This is a genomic window from Paenibacillus sp. alder61, from assembly GCF_020179875.1.
GTDB lineage: Bacteria > Bacillota > Bacilli > Paenibacillales > Paenibacillaceae > Fontibacillus > Fontibacillus faecis.
Window position 1 is genome coordinate 61,463 of record NZ_JAIUDG010000002.1, and the last position, 18,650, is coordinate 80,112.

The following is an 18,650-nucleotide window of genomic DNA, read 5'->3' on the forward strand; positions in this document are numbered from 1 at the left end:
GGGGGGAAGTCATGCATACTGCGGAATTTGCTAAATTGCTGGGCATGATCATGAAGGACTACCAGACGCATATGGAGGAGGAATTGGCTCCCGCGCTCACGACGTCCCAACTGACCGTACTGGAGGTATTGGAGCGTGAAGGCAAGCTGAAGCCGTCCGAATTGATCCCCTTTCTGTCCACCACGCCGGCGGCGGTAACGATGCTGCTTGACCGGATGGAGCGGGGGGGACTGATTCGCCGGGACCGCGATGAGGGCGACCGCCGGATCGTGTGGGTTTCGATCACGGAGAAAGGCAAACGCGAGGCGGAACGGGGCGTACAGGTCAGAGAAGCGTACTTGGGCGGGGTGCTGGACCGGATTTCTACCCACAACCAGCAGCTTCTCGTCTACCTATTAGGGAAAATTTCCGGAAAATAACCGGCTGTGCAGGGCTTTGACGAAAGTAAAAATGCGAGTTGCCGAGGAGCGTGAACTCCAGCCGGCAGCTCGCATTTTTTTACGATAAAAATAGGATTTCCAACTTCTCACGCCATCACGCCATTCTTCCGAGGATCACATTTCTCCGGCCATGCCGCCCGATTTGCAGGCTTCGCCGACCCCGCGATACAGCCGATCTTCCCACAGATTCCAAGGATACAAGCGGGGCGGAAGCGAGACCAGGTCGATCATCTCCTTGCTGACCGGATGGGGGAAGCCTACATAAAGCGACCACAAGGCGATCTGTTCGCCGGGCTTGTTTAAGGCGGCTCCGTATTTTTGGTCGCCGTAAAGCGGGCAGCCCAGATGGCTGAACTGCACGCGAATCTGATGGGATCTTCCGGTATGGAGCCGGATTTGTACCAGGGACAAATTGTCCTGAACGGAAGTGCCCAACACCCGGTAATCGAGCTTCGCGTCTCTGCCCCCCGGCGTGCCTTTCTTGACCACGCGGACCGTGTTGGTCTTCTCGTCTTTCAGCAGCGTATCGGTCAAGGTGCCGCTGGCCTGGGCGGGAATTCCGCGGACGACGGCCACGTAGCCCTTCTCGAAACCGCGCGTCCGCACCGCATCGGACAATCTGGACGCGGCCTTCGACGTTTTGGCGAAGATCATGGCCCCGCCGACGGGCCGATCGAGCCGGTGAACGAGACCCAGATACACATTGCCGGGCTTCCCGTACCTTTCTTTAATATCCGCCTTTAGCAGGTTGAGCAAGTCGGGATCTCCGCTGGCATCCTCCTGGGTGGGGACATTGACCGGCTTCTCGATACCGAGCAGATGATTGTCCTCGTAAAGGATCGTCATGCCCGGCTCGCCTGAAGTACGCATGAAACCGCCCTCCTCAGTCCTCCCAGCGGCCCAAGATGCCGCATGGAAGATTCAAACCGGACCGGGTAATCGGTAGCCCCAGCTCTCCGGCCGTGATACGTCCGCCGTACTGCTTCTTGACGGTCATGGACAAGATGTTGTGCAGCACGGTCGGCGAGATCCCGGTCGTGTAGGAATTGATCAGGAAGAACAGCGGGGTATCCGATAAAATGGAGAGACATGACTCCACGAACGGATAGAGGCTTGTTTCCAGCTTCCACATTTCGCCTCCGGGTCCCCGGCCGTAGGACGGCGGGTCCATAATAATCGCATCGTATTTGTTGCCTCGCCGCTGCTCCCGCTGGACAAACTTAAACACGTCGTCCGTGATAAAACGGACGGGGCGGTCGCCGAGACCGGACAGAGTCAGGTTCTCCTTGGCCCATTGCACCATCCCTTTGGCGGCGTCGACATGCACGACCGAAGCGCCGGCCGAGGCGGCCGCCACGGTAGCTCCGCCGGTGTAGGCGAACAAATTGAGCACCTGGATCGGACGACCCGCCGCGGCGATCTTGTCCATCATCCAGCGCCAGTTCGCCGCCTGTTCTGGAAACAGGCCGGTGTGCTTGAAATTAGTCGGCCGAATATAGAATTTGAGCCGGTCGTAAGAGATGGTCCAGCGGTCGGGGATCTGCTTCTTCATCTCCCATTGGCCGCCCCCGGAGGAGCTGCGGTGATAATGCCCGTGGACATCGCGCCACTCCTTGTTTTCGTCCCGGATGGGCCAAATGATCTGCGGATCCGGACGCCGCAGCACGACATCGCCCCAACGCTCCAGCTTCTCTCCGTTCCCGGTATCGATAACCTCATAATCGTTCCAATCGTTCGCTACATACATGTGCCTTAAACCTTCCTTCCGTTTCAAAAGAACGGTCCTTTGCGGACCGCCCGAATAATTACGCTGCCTGTTGTAGAGTTCGCTAGTTATTGTACCTTATTTTTCTATCGGCATGCCAGCATCCGCGAAAAACTTGTTCCCCGGTCGTTTCCCGCCTTTTTAAATATAGACGTTTTAAGTACTTTGAAAAAAGGGGGTTCTGTGATAGTCTGTTTTGAAAAGTATAGATGGGAGGAGAGATGCGCTCATGCTTCGCCGTTTTTTTACATACTATCGGCCTTATAAAAAGTTGTTCATTCTCGACTTTACCTGCGCGGTCGTCGCAGGCTTGCTGGAACTCGGCTTTCCCGTGGCCGTCAATCATTTTGTGGACGAATTGCTTCCCGGCAAGAACTGGACTCTAATTCTCTGGGCTTCCGCCGCGCTGCTGGGCGTTTACTTGCTCAATACGGTGCTCAATTACATCGTGACTTACTGGGGACATATGCTCGGGGTCAATATCGAGACGAATATGCGAAAAAAAATGTTCGACCACCTGCAGAAGCTGTCGTTCCGGTTCTATGACAATCACAAGACCGGCCACCTGATGTCCCGGATTTCCAACGATCTCGACAATATCGGGGAGGTCGCGCACCACGGGCCGGAGGATCTGTTTATCGCCGGAATGACCCTGGTCGGATCGTTCCTGCTCATGCTAGGTATTAATTGGAAGCTGGCGGTGCTGACCTTCCTGATCGTGCCGATCCTTGTCTGGGCGGCTTTATATTTTAACGGAAAAATGACCAAAACCTACCGCGGCCTGTTTTCGGCCCTCGCCGATTTTAACGCCCGCGTGGAAGAGAACATCGGCGGGATCCGCGTCGTTCAAGCGTTCGCCAATGAAGAGCATGAGAAGGCGTTGTTTGAGGAAAACAACGGAGAATACCGGCAAACCAAACTTCGCGCTTATAAAATTATGGCCGGGAGCTTGTCGGTGAACTACATGCTGATGAGGCTCGTCTCTTTGTTCGTGATGGTCTGCGGTACGTGGTTCGTCATTCGCGGCGAGTTGTCCTATGGGGAATTTATCGGCTTTTTGCTGCTCGCCAACGTGTTTATCCGCCCGATTGAAAAAATCAACGCCATCATCGAAAGTTACCCCAAAGGCATCGCCGGATTCAAGCGTTATCTTGAAATCATGGATACCGCGCCGGATGTGGCCGATGCGCCGGAAGCGGTCGACGCCGGCTGGCTCAAAGGGGATATCGCTTTCGACCGGGTTACGTTCGGCTACGACGACGGACCGCCGGTCGTTAACGATATCAGCCTGAGGATTCGGGCGGGGGAAACCATCGCCTTCGTCGGTCCTTCCGGGGCGGGCAAAACGACGCTGTGCAGCTTGCTGCCGCGTTTCTACGAACCGACTGCGGGCCGGATCTCGATCGACGGCCAGGACATCCGCAGTATGACCCTGGCGTCGCTGCGCCGCAATATCGGGATCGTCCAGCAGGATGTTTATCTGTTCTCCGGCACGATCCGGGACAATATCGCTTACGGCAAGCTGGGCGCGGACGAAGAGGAGATTTGGGCGGCGGCGCGCCGGGCGCAGCTCGAGGATTTCATCCTGGCCCAGCCGGAAGGCATGGCCACGGTGATCGGCGAGCGCGGCGTGAAGTTGTCCGGGGGACAAAAACAGCGGCTCGCCATCGCGCGCATGTTTCTGAAGAATCCGCCGATCCTCATTCTCGACGAAGCGACCTCCGCGCTCGATACGGAAACCGAGCTGGCGATCCAGCAATCGCTTGCGGAGCTGGCGGAAGGGCGCACCACGCTCGTCATCGCCCACCGGCTGGCGACCATAAAAAATGCCGACCGGATCGTCGTCGTGACGGCGGAAGGCATTTCGGAACAAGGCCGCCACCAGGAGCTGGTGACGGCGGGCGGGCATTACAGCCGCTTGTATGAGGCCCAGTTCGGAAGCTTGCAAAACGTATAGCCCGTTTAGGCAAAGTTGTAGCGGTAGTAGTTCTGCGCCCGAACGGTCCGGAAACCGGTGGATTCGTACAGCCGCATGGCGTTCGGGTTGTCCAGCGCGACCTCCAGCCATACCTCGCAGCCGGACGCCGTTTCGCGGCGAACAACCTCGCGGAGGGCGGCGGATCCGATGCCGTGTCCGCGATAGGACGGGGAGACGGCAAATCCGTAAATCCAGGCTTCCCCATTGGACCGGGAGACCCGGAGCTTGCCGACCGGATTATCGTCGAGCATCAAAAGCTCATTCTCCGCGACCGTTTCGTAATTTTCATAGAAGGACAGGGACTCATCCAGCGGCATATCGAAGCCGTCGCTGTCGAACCGGGCGAGCACAGGGACATCCTTGGCCTCCGCACGACGCAGGATTACATCTTCCCGGACGGGCAGCGAGAGATCCCCGCTCGGCTCGTACTTCATCTGATACTCCGAAAAGTCGTAGGTAAACGGCACGCTATTCAAAAAAGCCTTGGCGGATTCGCTGTTTTCAGGCGCGTTTAATAAAATTTGCTTATATTTCGCTAAGCGCTCCGGAGTAAGAACTTTTTGCAGCAGTCCGGTAAATACCCCCTGACGCCGGTACTCCGGATGGACCATGCCGCAAAGTTCCACCGAGCTGCCGAAATCGTAAAATCCCAAAAAGCCGATAAGCCGGCCATTCCGATATTCGGCCCAATCGGCTTTCTCATCGGGTTTGCGGGACAGCAGCGTGTCCCAATTCAGCTTCAGCACGATGGAATCGCGGGCTTCGCAAATGCGCTGCAGCTCTTTGACGTCCTCCCAGTTAAACGGGTTTGTAACGATCACGCTAAATCACTTCCTCTCGGGAGTATTCTAGCCGGTTTTTGGAAAAAAAGCACGTGTGACACCATTTCGCCGTTTTCCCGTACTACTACTATAACCGTTAAACGGGAGATATCAGGAGACGGAGGGATTGGACATGGAGACTGTGAAGAAGAATCCGGGAACCAAGAGGAATTTTAAGTTGGGGGGAATAACGACGGCGGCCGTTGCCGGCCTGATCGTCCTGGTCGTAGGGGCCAACAGCTTTGCGCAAGTCGAATACGGACATGTGGGACTTTATAAGACGTTCGGGAAACTGGACAGCAATATTTTGTCCCCGGGAATTCATTTGAAAATTCCGTTTTTTCAGACGGTCATCCAGGTCAACACGCAGGTCACCAAGGCGGAGACGGATACGAGCGCATCTTCCAAGGATTTGCAGCCGGTATCCACGCATGTGGCGGTGAACTACTCCGTGAACAAGGAATCCGCTTATAACCTCATGAACAATGTCGGAAGAAACGTAGACGCCGTCATCATTAACCCGGCCGTTCAGGAAATCGTCAAGGAGGTGACGGCAAGATACCAAGCTGAGGATTTGATCGCCAAACGCGATATTGTCGCGGGCGAAATCAGCGAGCATTTGACGAACCGTCTGGCCAAATACGACTTGATCGTCAATGAAATCAACATCGTTAATTTCAAATTCTCCGATGCCTTCAATCAATCGATCGAAGCGAAGCAGGTCGCCCAGCAGCAAGCGCTGAAAGCCAGCAACGATTTGAAACGGATCGAAATAGAGGCGAAGCAGAAGATCGCTCAGGCGCAAGCCGAGGCGGAGTCGCTCAAGCTGAAAAAGCAGGAGGTTACGCCGGAACTGGTACAGTTAAAACAGATCGAAGTTCAGGAGAAGGCCCTCGAAAAATGGGACGGACGCCTCCCGTCCGTTACGGGGGGAGCCACGCCGTTCATCGATATCCAATCGTTTACCAATCAGCCCTGATTCAGCGTTCGCTTACGAATCCGCCGACTTGCCGTCGGCGGATTTTTCGTTTCGTCCGGACCCCCGTACGGCTCCGGCGATCCAGTAAACCCACGGAATCAGAAATTCCGTGACAATGAGCACGGGAGCGGTTCCCTCCACCAAAAACTTGGTCAGCTCCGTATGCGATTTGGCGATCGTTAGGGAGAAAATAACGGAAAAGGCGGTAACCGGCAAGGTGAGAGGCTTGTGATCCTTGACCCCCGTCAACTGGGCAATGCATAAGGATGCCGTGAAAATAATAAAGGAGATTTTGACGAAAATGCTGGTTAACCACAGGATAATCAGAACAGGGTCCAGCGTCTCGATAAAAGAACCTACCCGAATAAACCGAATCAGCTCCATGTCGGGATAAGTCAGGTTCGCGCCCAGCTCCGGGCCGAAGGTCAGCAGCACCGGAATCGTGTGAGACAAGATAATGACCAAAGAGCTGAGCGTGGTGAAGAAGAAAGTGCGATACACTTTTTTGGGAGTTTTCAAATAGGGAAAAACCAGAAACAAATAGGCAAGTTCTCCCAGCATGACGGCCATCAAATAAGATCCGGAGCCGATATCTTGAAGAGATAAGTGAGTCACCAGCGCGATCAGCATGTCCCCTTGGATCTCCTGCATCGCCAGGATGGGGATGACGATGAAAGCGAGGGCGCTGATCAGGTAGATTCCTTGGGCGATGCGGAAAATCGTGTCCACCCCGCTGCGAACCGCGTAGGCGATGCAGATGGAAAAGATGGTGGCCACCGCCCATGGCGGCGTTCCGATCAAATACACGGACAGCAGAAAGTCGGATAACTGACGCAGGTTTACGGCCGCGAGCAGGAGCTGGGCACCGATGATCATCGTAATAAACAAGACATGCAGCCAGCGGCCCACGAGTTCGCTTCCGTATTGGACAAGAAATTCGTCCGGCCTCGAAGATGCGATTTTATAGGCGGGGTAAACCAGGATCAGTCCCACAAAGGCGCCTAGAACCATGGCCGCCGGAGCCGAATAACCGCCGCCAGAAATCATAATGCCCAGAAGAAATGCGATGACGGTGGTAAAGATGTATAAATTATAAAGCGAAAAAACTTGGTTGGAAGTAACGGATTTATACATGTGAGCGGCCTCCGCATTTTGGATTCAAAAAAGCCAGGATTCCACCGTCTTACTGATCGATTGGGACAGCATCGGCAGATTCCACCGGTCTTTCAGCATAAATTGAACTTCGGCCAATAGAAACAGCAGGAAGGAGACGGCCAGAACGATCCGGCGGTGTGCCCGGTCCCCTCCTTTTTTACGCTGCTGGTTCCATTGGTATCCCATAATTACCACAAACGATATTCCGATCCAGAGCATTTGATCATCCCCCCGTTATTTGTAGTTGTTTTGCGTGACCGAACGGGTGATGCCTCCGGTTCGGTCCAACTTGATCTTGATTTTAACCTCAATCGGCAATTCGGCTGCGTAGTACTCCCGCCACTCGGGCTCGATTTTCCTCCAGACCTTCGGGTATCTCCAATCGAGATATTGGCTCATCAAAAAAGCGTCGGACCGCGCCTTTCTCGTTTTGGCCAGCACCTTTTCCAACCGGGCCTTGATGTCTTGTTCCATCAGGTCTTCGATCTTTTCAAGTTTATCGGGATCCTTCAGGTCGACCGAAGCGTTGGAGGAAAGAACATACGCGCTGGCTTGGCTGAGGACTTGAAAAGCGACCTTTCCTCCGCGAATCACGGGCTTCAGTTTGGTGCCGATATTTTGGGCGACACAGCTGATGTCTTCCCCGCCGGAGGGAGAATTCACCGTGACGATAGAGGAGGTCAACTGGGAACTGATCCAGAGGGCCCCCCGTAATTCCTGCGGATTCAGCTCCACGTTGGACATTTTACCTTTGCTGAAGATGGCGGCTCCACCGGTCCCCATCCATCTTTCCTTTTCGGAAGTCTGGGCTTCAACCTCGGGCTGCTTGCTGAAGCTCAGGAGAGGAAGCAGGATATCGCCGCCTTGATATCCGGCCATGATAAAGTCTTTGACCGTCGTGTCCAGGGTGACATGCTGATTAATGTATTTTCGTAAAATATCCGAGACGAATCGTTCGAAAATTAAAGGAGTATAGCTAATATCGCGTAAACTTTGGGGCGTGACGAACAGATTCGCGCTGAGATGGAAGGCGGGCTGGCGGTTGACAAACTCCAGTACGGGATCGAGCCCCTGTTCCGCCAGTCTGCGGCCGACAATAATGATTCGGGTTTGGCCGAACGAGATGGTCCGCGACATATCCACCTGAATTTCCCGAAGCGCTTCGCCGATGTTGGATGCCCGTTTGGTGATAAAAGAGAAAGGTTCCCCCTTGGCTTGTCCAGATCCGCCGGCTTGCCCGGGAATCATCCGGTTGGGCAGCGGGAAGCCGATCGTCAGCTCGAACTCTCCGTTTTCGGTCCGGTCTATCAGCATGGTCAGGGCAAACGCGCGGCTGTTGATCTCCTTGGAGGACCAGCAGCCCCCGGTTACGATCAGTATGACGATCGCCAGGCCGGTGGTGAACGCCAACCTTATGTTCTTGTATCTGTTATGGATCATCAATTTCCCTCACCCTTTTTTTTCGCCCAGCCCCTGGAGTCGTTGGTTTGCCGAGTATGGTTCTTGGTAGTTAGCGGGGGGCGCTTGCGCATGTGCCACCAAGGGGCTCGAACCAGCGTATCCTTCAAATCGCTATTGACCAAAGGGGCGAGGGGAGCCATATAAGGTTCGCCGAAAGATCTCAAGTTGATCAAGTGGATGTAGATCAGAATCAGCCCGCAGGCGATGCCGTACAGACCGAACAATGAAGCCAAAAACATGATGGGAAACCGCAGCAGCCGAAAAGCCAGCCCCAGGTCAAAGTGCGGAATAATAAAGGAGGCGATCCCGGTCAACGACACGATAATGACCATAGCCGCCGACACGATCCCCGCTTCCACCGCCGCGGTTCCGATAATCAGCGCGCCGATAATGGAGACGGCCTGTCCGATCGCCTTGGGAATCCGAATGGACGCTTCGCGCAGCGCCTCAAAAGCGAGCTCCATAATAAAGGCCTCGAGCAGCGCCGGGAAGGGCACGATTTCCCGGGAAGCGGCAAGCGTATAAAGAAGCTGCGACGGAATCATTTCCGGATGAAATGTGGTGATCGCGATATATAGGGAAGGCAGCAAAAGGGACACGAGCACGAAGATGTAACGTATCCAACGAATCCATGTCGCCGCTACAAATCTTTGATAGTAATCTTCAGCCGACTGAAGCAGCATCGACAAAGTGACCGGGATCAGCAATACTATCGGTGTTCCGTCGACTATGATGGCGATCCGCCCTTCCAGCAATGAGGCGGCAACCACATCAGGTCTTTCGGTATACTGCATTTGGGGGAAGGGGGAATAGGGATTATCCTCAATCGCTTCCTCCAGATAGGAAGCGCCCAACACCCCGTCGATGTCGATGTAGGACAGTCTCCGCTTCACCTCGTCAACCATGCCGGGCTTGGCCACGTCCCGGATAAAGGCAACGACGATATCGGTTTTCGTTTCGGTCCCGACTTTAAGCGCTTCGCATTTGAAGTTTATATTTTTAAGCCGTCTGCGCAATAAGGTAAGATTGATCTCCAGATCCTCGATGAACGCTTCCCGCGGCCCGCGGATGACGGATTCGTTCGGGGCTTCGCTGACGGAACGCGTCGGATAGGCTGAAATGGAAAAGGTCAGCATCCGCGGGTCTCCATCCACGATCAGCAGGGCGCCGGCATCCAGCACCGCGTCCAGTGCCGCGTTAAGGTCCGTAACCACTTTATTTTGAGAAACCGCCAGTCCCTTATCATCCAGCAAAAAGCGGTAAATGTCGTCCCCTTCCAGTTCTTTGGCCTCTGCCTGGAGACTCCTCATAATAAAGTTTTGGACTGACGGTTGGCTGATCATCCCGCGCAGGTAAATCAGCACGCACGCCTGGCCGGTGCCGAGAACAAATTGCCTGTAGATGACATCGGAGCATAGATCGAGCTGCTGTTGAATCCGGTCCAGACGCCGACTCAGGCTGGCGTCGCCCGAAGCATGTTCTGGATTCGAAGCAGAAGAGGGACCCGCTTTATTCCCTTTGGCCGCGGCTTCCTGATTTGAATCTTTCGTGCCGCCGTGCCGCGCCTGTCGTTTTTTTCTCCAAAATGGCAAGACGAGAGACCTCCTTTTCACGCAGGTTGACACTATAAAGATTTGCGGGAAGCAGGAAAATTATTCTTTTCGACCGATTTAAATACAGACTTTGGAACTATTTAATTATGGGGTCATTTGATCGATATTTATGATATAGCCTGAATACATCGGCCTGTTGGGCGTGACATCAAGAATCGCAGATGGAGAGAACCGAAGTAGAGATGAGAAGGAAGGGGGCCTTTCGTGAGAACCCACGTCATGGAGCTGCAGGACGGGGACCGATTAAAGACGGACGTCTTTAATAACGCCGGTCTACACGTTCTGCCAAAGGGAACAAGTATACATAAGGAAGAAATTGCACTTCTGATTCGGCATAGCATCGATTATGTCGATATCGAGCTTAGGGAGGACGGTACGGTCCTTTCCCAGCTGGATCGATCCGATTTTCAGAAGCTGCTGAAGGATAATTTCGATTCCACAGTGAAAGGCTATCAGTCCATATTTCTGGAGGCGCTGACCACCGGGAAATTTAATCAATCGATGGTGGATGACAAGCTGAAGCCGATGCTGGAAATCATCGACCAGAAGAAGGATGTCGTCTCCCTGCTGATTACGTTCGGTGAAGAAGACGTCAACCTTTACAACCATGCCCTGCAAGTTGGGTTGTTGTCGTACTACATCGCATCCTGGCTCGGCTACAGCCGGGACGAGTGCTATGAGATCAGCAAGGCGGGCTGCCTTCATGATATCGGTAAAAGCAAAATCCGCCAGGAACTGCGCAATCACACCGGACCGTTGAACGAGGCGCAGTTGGATGAGATGCGGCGGCATACCCGCTATGGCTATGAGATTATCCGCGATTCCATGCCTGACGAGGTGCCCGCGCTCGTCGCGCTGCAGCATCACGAACGTGAGGATGGGACCGGCTTCCCGCAAGGGCTTAAGGCGGAAGAGATTCATCCTTATTCCAAAATTGTGGCGGTCGCCAACATGTACGTCGAGATGACGGCGCCGGACCGGTTGAAAGGCCGGCCGGGGCTGTTGGCCGTGCTCCGCGAGGTGTACGAGCTTGGCTTCGGGGAACTGAACGAGAAGGTCGTGCAGGCGCTCGTTCGCCATTTGCTTCCGCATTTTGTGGGTAAGCACGCCCGTCTGAGCAACGGGGAGACCGCGATGATCGTCTGGAACAATCCGAGCGATTATTTCCGGCCTTTGGTGAAGGTGAACGAACAGTTCCTCGACCTATCCGTCGAGCGCCAACTGACCCTGGAAGAAATTTTTATGTGATAACTTTTGGAAAAAGACGAACAGCCGGTTACCGCTACAAAGCGGTAACCGGCTGTTTTAGAATGAACTTTCGATATCGTTAGGAGAGCTGCACGCCCTGGATATGCTCGATAACCTTGCGGCGCAGCTCCGGTTTCACGGGGGATCCCTCCGCCAGTTCCAACGCCCAGAGGACGGCACCGGCAGCCGGAGGAACCTGGAGGAAAGTATAACGGCACGGAACCCGGGTAAATTGTTCCATCTTACGCCTGAAGCTGTCGAACAGCAACGGACTCTCGACCTTGACCCATACGGAACCGGCCAAAACGACGTCGACTTCCTGATCGTCATCGAAATTCAAATGCTTCAGGCAGCCCGCGGCGGAGCGGGCAAGCTGCTCCGCCGAGCGGTCAACGATCTCAAGCGCCGCGGAATCCCCTTGATCGGCGGCGCGGAACAAAATCTGAACCAGTTCCGTCGTGGGTAAGCTTCGCTTTACCGAGCCTTCCAGCACGGTTTCGATATAACCGGCTTTGGATGGAATGCGCAGCAGTTCCATGACCGGCTCGGTCATGGCCGTCTCGGGACCGAGCCGGTACAAGAAGTCGTACACCGCCCGCAATACGCGCCTGGCCAAATAGAACCCGCCGGCTTCGTCGCCGGACAGCTCGCTGCCGACCCCGCCGATCTGCAGGCGTTCCCCGGCAGGGGATATCCCTGCAGTGGACATCCCCGACCCGTTGATGGAGCAGACGCCGTAGCCTTTTTCACTCCCCGCCTTAATCCCGAGAAAGGCATCGTTATCGAGCGCAAAGTGCGTCATTCCCAGCCGCCGGACAACTTCGTTCAGTCTGGCTTTCTGCGGGGGGATATCCGCCCCCGCCAAGCCAAAGGAACCGGCGGTAATCGTCTGCGGGCTCAACCCGTGGGAGGCCAGCAACTGATGAAGTTGGTCTTTCATGGCCCGTTCGGCACCGGCATATCCGTCGGGGAACCGTTCGTGGCTGCACGTGCCGGTATGAAGATGATCGATATAATTGCCGTCCAGGTCAAACAGAAAATAATCCGTCTTGCTGTTCCCGCCGTCCACGCCGATCACATATTTGTTATTCATGGCCGGAACCTAGCTTTCGGGATAAAATTGAGGCAAATAAGCTTTGTGCGCTTCTTTCAACTCCTGGAAGCAGGCGTAGGCCGCATCGTAATCGCCGACCAGCGGATTCATGAGCAGGGCCCGCATCGCGGCGTCTTCGCTTCCCGTCACGGCCGCGGTCACGGTCTCGCGCTCGTAGGCTTTGACCATGCGCATATAGTCGATGATATGCCGGTTCTCAAAGCCCTCCACTTTGATGGGCTTGGCCCCGTCCCGTCCAATGACCGCCCGGACTTCCACGGCATCCGTATCTTCCATGAAATCAAGCGCTCCGTGATTCAATACATTCACGACGTGAACTTCCTGCTTGTCGTTGTAAATGGCATCCACCAGGCTGATCGCGACTTCGGAATAATTGGCCCCGCCCCGGGAGGACAGCAGCTCGGGCTTGGTATGCAGCGCGGCGTCGGAGTAGATTTGCAGGAGTTCTTCTTCGATCTGCACGCATTTTTCTCCGCGGCTCAGTTCGCTTGAGCGGAGAAGGTCCAGCTTTTTGTTCTTGAAATAATAGTATTCGAGATAGGAGGATGGGATGGCCCCGACCATTTGAATCAATTCCTTGCTGAACCCGCTCGAAGGAATATTCTTCATCGCCTCGCTGTTCAAGCCCATCTCGAGCGCCTGTTTGAGATAATCCTTACCATCTTGTTCAATCGCGGTGATCCAACTGAGGTGATTGAGTCCCAAATACGTGATCTCCGGGTGGTCCAACTGCAAGGTTTCACGAATACTCTTAAACATGTTGAAAGGAACGTTGCACAGCCCCAGCATGTTTATCTCGCTGTGATTCAGCAGAGCTTCCGTAAGAATGCCGGCGGGATTGGAGAAATTGATCAGCCAGGCGTCCGGACACAGTTCCTTCATCCGCTGCGCGATCCCCAGCATGACCGGTATGGTTCGCATCGCTTTGAAAAAACCTCCGATACCGCAGGTTTCCTGCCCGATTAGATTGTATTTGAGCGGAATCTTCTCGTCGAGGATTCGGGCGGCCAGCTTTCCGACACGAATTTGCCCCAGCACAAAATCGGCATCCCGAAGCGCTTCGTCCAGATCCGCCGTTCTGACGACACGGCAGGTCAGTTGCTCGGCCAGAATCATCCGTTCGCAGAGGCGGCCTACAATATCAAGCTTGCGGGCGTCAATGTCCATGAGAACCAGTTCCGTGATCGGGAGCGACTCCTTGCGCTTGAGGATGCCCTCGATCAATTCGGGCGTGTAGGTGCTTCCCGCTCCAATAATGGAGATTTTTAACTTTTTGTGCATGGAAACCATCCTTTGTTGTTATGACGTGAACTTCCAAACTTTTCGCGGCTATTATAGCATGCGGTTCTTAGAATCGACAATAAAAAACGTAAAATAATTTTATATTGAGTTAATAGTTTTGAAATAAAATTTTAAATTAAAGGACACGATTTCCAGAATTTTAGCTGAAATCGCTTGTTTTTTGCACAAAAAGCGCTTAAGATATGAATGCATATCATGGGACGTAAGGTTTTGGCAGAAGCCGCTTTCTATGATTTGGAGGATCTGGAGTTCATAAAGTAAGAGAAATCAATGAAGTGAGTAGGGAAGCTGCGATGGCGATTAATGATAATATCCTGATCAAAATCCGGGAAATGAAAGAGAACTTGACACCGGTAGAGCGGTTGGTGGCGGAGTACATCTTGGCCAATACGGAAGAAATTCCGCATTTGTCGATCAAAAGCCTGGCCCGTTTGAGCAAGACCAGCGACGCTTCCGTCCTGCGGTTCTGCAAAACGATGGGCTACAGCGGGTACCGCAACTTCATCGTGAGTATTTCCGCCGCCGTCGGCTCCATGGATGAGGACCGGAAGGACGGTTACACCGACATTCAGCCCGGGGACGACCTCAACACCATTATTTCGAATATTTCGCGGAACAACATGAAATCGATAGAAGATACCCTCAGCGTTTTGGACAGGAACGAGGTGGACCGGGCCGTCAAAGCGCTTCGGGCGAGCAACCGCATCGTCTTCTTCGGCGTGGGCGCCTCGGGGTTAATCTGTCAGGACGGCGAGCAAAAATTTTCGCGGATCAACAAAATGTGCCACGCCTACATCGACGCGCACAGCCAGCTTACGGCGGCGACCTTGCTGGGCAAGGGCGATGTCGCCATTTTCGTTTCCAATTCGGGCGATACGGCCGAAATTCTGGACACGCTGGAAGTGGCGAAGAAGAACAAAGTCAGCACGATTGCGATTACCCGGTACAACAAGAGCGAACTGGCCGACAAGGCGGATATTCTTCTGGGGATTTCAACGCCCGAAGTGACGATGCGCAGCGGAGCCATGGGCTCAAGAATCGCCATGCTTACCGTCATCGACATTTTGTTCGCCGGCGTGGCGAGCGCGGAGTATCAGAACGTAAAGAAGTTCCTCACAAAAACGCACAATATTCTCGCCTTCAAACATAGAAGCCGGAAATAAACCTGTGTAATCGGCAGAGTTATGGGCTGTCCCGAAGTCATCTCGGATGACGGAAGGACGGCTTTTTTTATCTCATGGACGAATTAAAAAAACAAAAAAATATTACATCATAAAATTTTATTTCAAAAACTATTGACGGCGTCAGGTTTGCCCAATTAATATAAAACCAAGAATTGAGGTCCCAATTCACCAGTGAGGAGAATGAATCGGCCATGGAACAATACTTTGCAGGACTGACCACAGAAGGAATCAACCCCGACACGCTAATGATTGACGAGTGCACGACCGAGCAAATGCTCCGGCTGCTCAATCAGGAGGATGCCAAGGTTCCTGCTGCGGTGGCTGCGGAAATCCCACAAATCGTCAGGGCGGTGGATATTCTCCATCACGTGCTTAAGCAGGGTGGCAGAATGTTTTATATAGGAGCAGGTACCTCGGGTAGACTGGGTGTGCTGGATGCCTCCGAATGTCCGCCTACTTTCGGTGTCGATCCCGCCTTGGTGCAAGGGCATATCGCCGGGGGAGACATGGCATTAAGAGTAGCCGTTGAAGGTTTTGAAGACAGCGCGGAGGAGGGGATAGCTTTAATTGAGCGCGTCGGCGTGACATCGCGGGATGCCGTGATCGGCATTTCGGCCAGCGGTTCGGCCAGCTTTGTCATTGCCGGACTGAAGAAAGCCGCCGAGTTGGGGGCGGTCACGATCGGGATCGTCAATAACAAGGGATCCCGGTTGGAGGAGGTATGCGATATCTGCATCGCGCCCGTGGTCGGCCCCGAAGTGATTATGGGATCGACGCGGCTGAAAGCGGGCACGGCCCAGAAGCTGGTGCTGAACATGCTGACAACCTGCACGATGGTTAAGCTGGGGAAGACTTACAACAACTTAATGGTGGATCTGAAGGCCAGCAACAAAAAGCTCTATGACCGTTCGATCCGGATTATCCGGATCGCTACCGGAGTCGATCCGGATACGGCGGCCGAATATTTGGCGAAGGCGTCCATGAATTGCAAACTGGCGATCTTGATGATCAAAACCGGACTGGACGCGGTCCAGGCGGAGCGGGTTCTTGAAGAAAGCGAAGGGAACCTGAAATCCGCGATCCGCACAACCAATCAAGTAAGATAACCGTTCGATAACCCGGGGGGAGGATTTTCAAATGAAAAGAAAAACGCATGTCCTGACTTCACTGTTGGCTTTCTCTATGCTACTTACCACCTTGACCGCTTGCGGGCCCAAAAGTAACGAAGGCGGCGGCGCAAACGCTGCAAAAGCCGGGAACGGGGAAGCGAAAGATACCATTACCGCGCTGCTTCCACCGGTTTCGGGGGAATTTCAGAACAATTTTGCCCAAATGGAGAAAGACTTTAATGCGCTCTACCCGAATCTTACTTTGAAAATCGAACCTGCCAGCTGGGAGGATATGACCCAGAAGCTCGACACGCAGGTCAATGCGGGAAGTCCTCCTGATATCGCTTTCATTGGCTCGGATGGGATTTCCAAGTACGTTCAACAGGGGATGCTGATGGATATCACCGACACCGCGACCCCGGAAATGATCGCCGATTTTGATCCCGCGCCGCTGGAATATATGAAGAAAGGCGAAGGGCTCTACGGGTTCCCCGCTTATATGGAAGTACACGCGCTGGGCGGAAATAAAGAGTACCTGGAAGCCGCCGGCATCGACTGGAAAAACGTGCAGAAAAACGGATGGACTTACGAGGAATTCCGGGAAGCGATCAAAAAAGGTGTCGTCAAGGAAGGCAATACCACGAAACGGTACGGATTCGTGTTTGCTACCGCCGGCGTCACCGCGAAGGATTACTTGAACATTTTGATTAAAAACGCGGGAATGCCCGCCGCTTTCGACAAAGATTTGAAATATGCCTACACCAGCAAAAACTTCCTGGAAGTGCTGAAGGCGATCCGGCAACTCATCGACGACGGCTCGATGCCGAAGGAGCTCAGCTCCGTCGATGCCGGGAAACGTTGGAATATGTTCCTCACGGGCCAGACGATGATTACCGGGAAAGGGCTCGCCACCTTTGAAAACTCCGCCAAAAAGAACAACGAAAAGCTCAAAGCCAATGACGGAAGCGCCGTCCAAGGCAGCATCCCGGTGGAATATATCGTCCTGCCGGTACCGACCTTCCTGGGCGAAGAGCCGATTTCCAGCACCGTGGTTGACGGTTATGTAACCTTCCGCGGCAAAAAAGAGCCGACCGCCGAGCATAAGGCGAATGTGGTAAAAGCCGCGTATTTCCTCGCGAGCGGCAAGGTGGCGGCCACGACGAACAACGATCTCTTCGCCGCCCATATCACGAAGAGCGGAAGAGAAGCGGCCAAGAGCATGACGGTTGACCGGAATCCGGACAATGTGGCCGCCGTGGAAACGATGCTCTCGCATGCAAATCCGGCCCGGCCGGACATCCCGGTCGACCTTGGCGCCAAAGCGATCAAGATCGAGGACGCCGTGATTATTCCGAAGCTGCAGGCGCTTCTGGCGAACGAAATCACGCCGGAGGAAATGTACGAAGCGGTTAAGGCCGAGGCGATCGGTACCTTCGGTCAAGACGGAATTGTAAACGATTAGTCCTACCCATCGGGCAGTCGCGTAAAACCGATCCGGCTGCCCGATCCTTTTTTCGCAAAACGGTTGGAGAAGGAGTTTGGACATTATGGCTCACTTGGCAAAAGCACAGAATCCACCCAAGATCGGCAAGAAGCGCAAATGGAAAGGGGACGGCGCTTGGGCTTACGCGTTTATCGCCGTGGCGCTGGTCGTCTACGCCATGTTTACCGCCTATCCCGTGGTCAGCGCCTTTATTATCAGCTTTCAGGAGTACCGGCCGCTCGGCTCGGTGTTCATCGGCTTTGACAATTACGTAAACACCTTCAAAGATTCGCTCTTTTGGAAGTCCATCACGAATACCGTGGTATATACGGCCTTGACCGTCCCGGTATCCCTGTTTCTGTCCTTTGCCGTCGCGATCATGATTCTTCCATTTAAAAAGGGACTGCAAACGACGTTTAAAGCGGTTTACTACCTGCCCGCCGTCGCATCGGGGGTCGCTCTATCGGTCGTCTGGCTGTGGATTTTCGATCCGATGACCACGGGGATCTTGAACCAATTGCTGAGCGTGTTCGGCATCGCCAACCAGAACTGGTTGGGATCGAGCGCGACGGCCATGTTCTCCCTCGTGCTGATGGCCTGGCTGTCAAGCCACGGCACCAGTATCATTATTTATCTCGCCGCACTGCTCGGCATCGATACAAGCTATTACGAAGCGGCGGATTTGGACGGGGCTTCTTTTTTTCAAAAGCTGTGGTACATCGTGATCCCGTGCCTTAAGCCGACCACCTTGTTCCTGCTCGTGACCGGCGTCATCGGCTCGTTCCAGGTTTTCCAGAACGCTTATCTGATGACGGGCGGAGGCCCGGACAACGCGACGACGATGGTCGGACTGTTGATCTTCGACAACGCGTTCAAATACTTCGAGTTTGGCAAAGCCGCAGCACAATCCTTGATTTTGACGGTGATTATCGCCGGTATTTCCCTGATCCAATTCAAATTTCTCGGCAACGACGTTGAGTACTAGGGGGAGGAGAGAA

Annotated in this window: 17 protein-coding genes; 8 read left to right on the forward strand and 9 right to left on the reverse strand. The window is 54.0% G+C overall.

Translation table 11 applies throughout. The annotated features are described in order from the left end of the window. The first annotated feature begins 11 nt into the window (after positions 1–11). The gene (locus tag LBW89_RS02195; RefSeq protein ID WP_148452082.1) at positions 12–419 is read left to right on the forward strand and encodes a MarR family winged helix-turn-helix transcriptional regulator; all 408 of its coding nucleotides are present in this window, start codon (positions 12–14) and stop codon (positions 417–419) included. A 135-nt stretch (positions 420–554) separates the two neighbouring features. Here LBW89_RS02195 and LBW89_RS02200 read toward each other — a convergent pair whose 3' ends face one another. Both LBW89_RS02200 and LBW89_RS02205 read right to left on the reverse strand, forming a co-directional pair. Beyond that, positions 555–1,310 carry an RluA family pseudouridine synthase gene (locus LBW89_RS02200; RefSeq protein ID WP_148452084.1) on the reverse strand — a complete coding sequence of 252 codons (756 nt, stop codon included), beginning with the start codon at positions 1,308–1,310 and terminating at the stop codon, positions 555–557. A 13-nt stretch (positions 1,311–1,323) separates the two neighbouring features. Beyond that, positions 1,324–2,187, reverse strand: coding sequence for a class I SAM-dependent methyltransferase (locus LBW89_RS02205; protein WP_213504282.1), 864 nt, complete (start codon positions 2,185–2,187; stop codon positions 1,324–1,326). A gap of 247 nt (positions 2,188–2,434) precedes the next feature. Between LBW89_RS02205 and LBW89_RS02210 the strand changes: the two genes are divergently transcribed. Continuing rightward, complete coding sequence (locus LBW89_RS02210; protein WP_148452088.1) at positions 2,435–4,162, forward strand: ABC transporter ATP-binding protein; 1,728 nt, start codon at positions 2,435–2,437, stop codon at positions 4,160–4,162. A 5-nt stretch (positions 4,163–4,167) separates the two neighbouring features. On the opposite strand, the gene LBW89_RS02215 is transcribed toward LBW89_RS02210, so the two are convergent. After that, complete coding sequence (locus LBW89_RS02215; protein ID WP_148452090.1) at positions 4,168–5,004, reverse strand: GNAT family N-acetyltransferase; 837 nt, start codon at positions 5,002–5,004, stop codon at positions 4,168–4,170. A 133-nt stretch (positions 5,005–5,137) separates the two neighbouring features. Between LBW89_RS02215 and LBW89_RS02220 the strand changes: the two genes are divergently transcribed. Beyond that, the gene (locus LBW89_RS02220; protein WP_148452711.1) at positions 5,138–5,983 is read left to right on the forward strand and encodes a prohibitin family protein; all 846 of its coding nucleotides are present in this window, start codon (positions 5,138–5,140) and stop codon (positions 5,981–5,983) included. A gap of 12 nt (positions 5,984–5,995) precedes the next feature. On the opposite strand, the gene LBW89_RS02225 is transcribed toward LBW89_RS02220, so the two are convergent. The 4 genes from LBW89_RS02225 to LBW89_RS02240 are packed head-to-tail and all read right to left on the reverse strand — an operon-like array spanning position 5,996 to position 10,191. After that, on the reverse strand, positions 5,996–7,117 hold the full coding sequence (locus tag LBW89_RS02225; RefSeq protein ID WP_225038343.1) for a GerAB/ArcD/ProY family transporter: 1,122 nt from the start codon (positions 7,115–7,117) through the stop codon (positions 5,996–5,998). A gap of 24 nt (positions 7,118–7,141) precedes the next feature. Then, a complete protein-coding gene (locus LBW89_RS02230; RefSeq protein WP_148452094.1) occupies positions 7,142–7,357 on the reverse strand; it encodes a hypothetical protein in 216 nt (71 codons plus the stop codon). 15 nt (positions 7,358–7,372) lie between these two features. Beyond that, positions 7,373–8,578 carry a Ger(x)C family spore germination protein gene (locus tag LBW89_RS02235; RefSeq protein ID WP_148452096.1) on the reverse strand — a complete coding sequence of 402 codons (1,206 nt, stop codon included), beginning with the start codon at positions 8,576–8,578 and terminating at the stop codon, positions 7,373–7,375. Next, on the reverse strand, positions 8,578–10,191 hold the full coding sequence (locus tag LBW89_RS02240) for a spore germination protein (protein ID WP_148452098.1): 1,614 nt from the start codon (positions 10,189–10,191) through the stop codon (positions 8,578–8,580). Before LBW89_RS02240 ends, LBW89_RS02235 begins: the two co-directional genes overlap by 1 nt. A gap of 225 nt (positions 10,192–10,416) precedes the next feature. On the opposite strand from LBW89_RS02240, the gene LBW89_RS02245 reads away from it, so the two are divergent. Continuing rightward, positions 10,417–11,460, forward strand: coding sequence for an HD-GYP domain-containing protein (locus tag LBW89_RS02245; RefSeq protein WP_148452100.1), 1,044 nt, complete (start codon positions 10,417–10,419; stop codon positions 11,458–11,460). 79 nt (positions 11,461–11,539) lie between these two features. On the opposite strand, the gene LBW89_RS02250 is transcribed toward LBW89_RS02245, so the two are convergent. Both LBW89_RS02250 and LBW89_RS02255 read right to left on the reverse strand, forming a co-directional pair. Beyond that, the gene (locus tag LBW89_RS02250) at positions 11,540–12,553 is read right to left on the reverse strand and encodes an N-acetylglucosamine kinase (RefSeq protein WP_148452102.1); all 1,014 of its coding nucleotides are present in this window, start codon (positions 12,551–12,553) and stop codon (positions 11,540–11,542) included. Between the two features lie 9 nt (positions 12,554–12,562). Beyond that, entirely contained in the window at positions 12,563–13,855 is a 1,293-nt protein-coding gene (locus LBW89_RS02255; protein WP_148452104.1) for a 6-phospho-beta-glucosidase, read from the reverse strand. Positions 13,856–14,169: 314 nt separating this feature from the next. Between LBW89_RS02255 and LBW89_RS02260 the strand changes: the two genes are divergently transcribed. The 4 genes from LBW89_RS02260 to LBW89_RS02275 all read left to right on the forward strand — a co-directional run bounded on the left by LBW89_RS02260 (position 14,170) and on the right by LBW89_RS02275 (position 18,637). After that, a complete protein-coding gene (locus LBW89_RS02260; RefSeq protein ID WP_148452713.1) occupies positions 14,170–15,039 on the forward strand; it encodes a MurR/RpiR family transcriptional regulator in 870 nt (289 codons plus the stop codon). A 212-nt stretch (positions 15,040–15,251) separates the two neighbouring features. Further along, positions 15,252–16,166 (forward strand): N-acetylmuramic acid 6-phosphate etherase, encoded by a 915-nt coding sequence (gene murQ, locus LBW89_RS02265; protein WP_148452106.1) that lies wholly within the window; start codon positions 15,252–15,254, stop codon positions 16,164–16,166. 31 nt (positions 16,167–16,197) lie between these two features. Continuing rightward, a complete protein-coding gene (locus LBW89_RS02270) occupies positions 16,198–17,631 on the forward strand; it encodes an ABC transporter substrate-binding protein (RefSeq protein WP_225038344.1) in 1,434 nt (477 codons plus the stop codon). An 85-nt stretch (positions 17,632–17,716) separates the two neighbouring features. Further along, positions 17,717–18,637: a carbohydrate ABC transporter permease gene (locus LBW89_RS02275; protein WP_148452110.1), complete on the forward strand. Its 921-nt coding sequence runs from the start codon at positions 17,717–17,719 to the stop codon at positions 18,635–18,637. Positions 18,638–18,650 lie beyond the last annotated feature (13 nt).

Coding starts and splice junctions, on each gene's coding strand:
- murQ (WP_148452106.1), top strand. CDS start 15,252: ATGGAACAATACTTTGCAGGACTGACCACAGAAGGAATCAACCCCGAC.
- LBW89_RS02195 (WP_148452082.1), top strand. CDS start 12: ATGCATACTGCGGAATTTGCTAAATTGCTGGGCATGATCATGAAGGAC.
- LBW89_RS02260 (WP_148452713.1), top strand. CDS start 14,170: ATGGCGATTAATGATAATATCCTGATCAAAATCCGGGAAATGAAAGAG.
- LBW89_RS02210 (WP_148452088.1), top strand. CDS start 2,435: ATGCTTCGCCGTTTTTTTACATACTATCGGCCTTATAAAAAGTTGTTC.
- LBW89_RS02275 (WP_148452110.1), top strand. CDS start 17,717: ATGGCTCACTTGGCAAAAGCACAGAATCCACCCAAGATCGGCAAGAAG.
- LBW89_RS02255 (WP_148452104.1), bottom strand. CDS start 13,855: ATGCACAAAAAGTTAAAAATCTCCATTATTGGAGCGGGAAGCACCTAC.
- LBW89_RS02225 (WP_225038343.1), bottom strand. CDS start 7,117: ATGTATAAATCCGTTACTTCCAACCAAGTTTTTTCGCTTTATAATTTA.
- LBW89_RS02200 (WP_148452084.1), bottom strand. CDS start 1,310: ATGCGTACTTCAGGCGAGCCGGGCATGACGATCCTTTACGAGGACAAT.
- LBW89_RS02230 (WP_148452094.1), bottom strand. CDS start 7,357: ATGCTCTGGATCGGAATATCGTTTGTGGTAATTATGGGATACCAATGG.
- LBW89_RS02220 (WP_148452711.1), top strand. CDS start 5,138: ATGGAGACTGTGAAGAAGAATCCGGGAACCAAGAGGAATTTTAAGTTG.
- LBW89_RS02235 (WP_148452096.1), bottom strand. CDS start 8,578: ATGATCCATAACAGATACAAGAACATAAGGTTGGCGTTCACCACCGGC.
- LBW89_RS02205 (WP_213504282.1), bottom strand. CDS start 2,187: ATGTATGTAGCGAACGATTGGAACGATTATGAGGTTATCGATACCGGG.
- LBW89_RS02270 (WP_225038344.1), top strand. CDS start 16,198: ATGAAAAGAAAAACGCATGTCCTGACTTCACTGTTGGCTTTCTCTATG.
- LBW89_RS02250 (WP_148452102.1), bottom strand. CDS start 12,553: ATGAATAACAAATATGTGATCGGCGTGGACGGCGGGAACAGCAAGACG.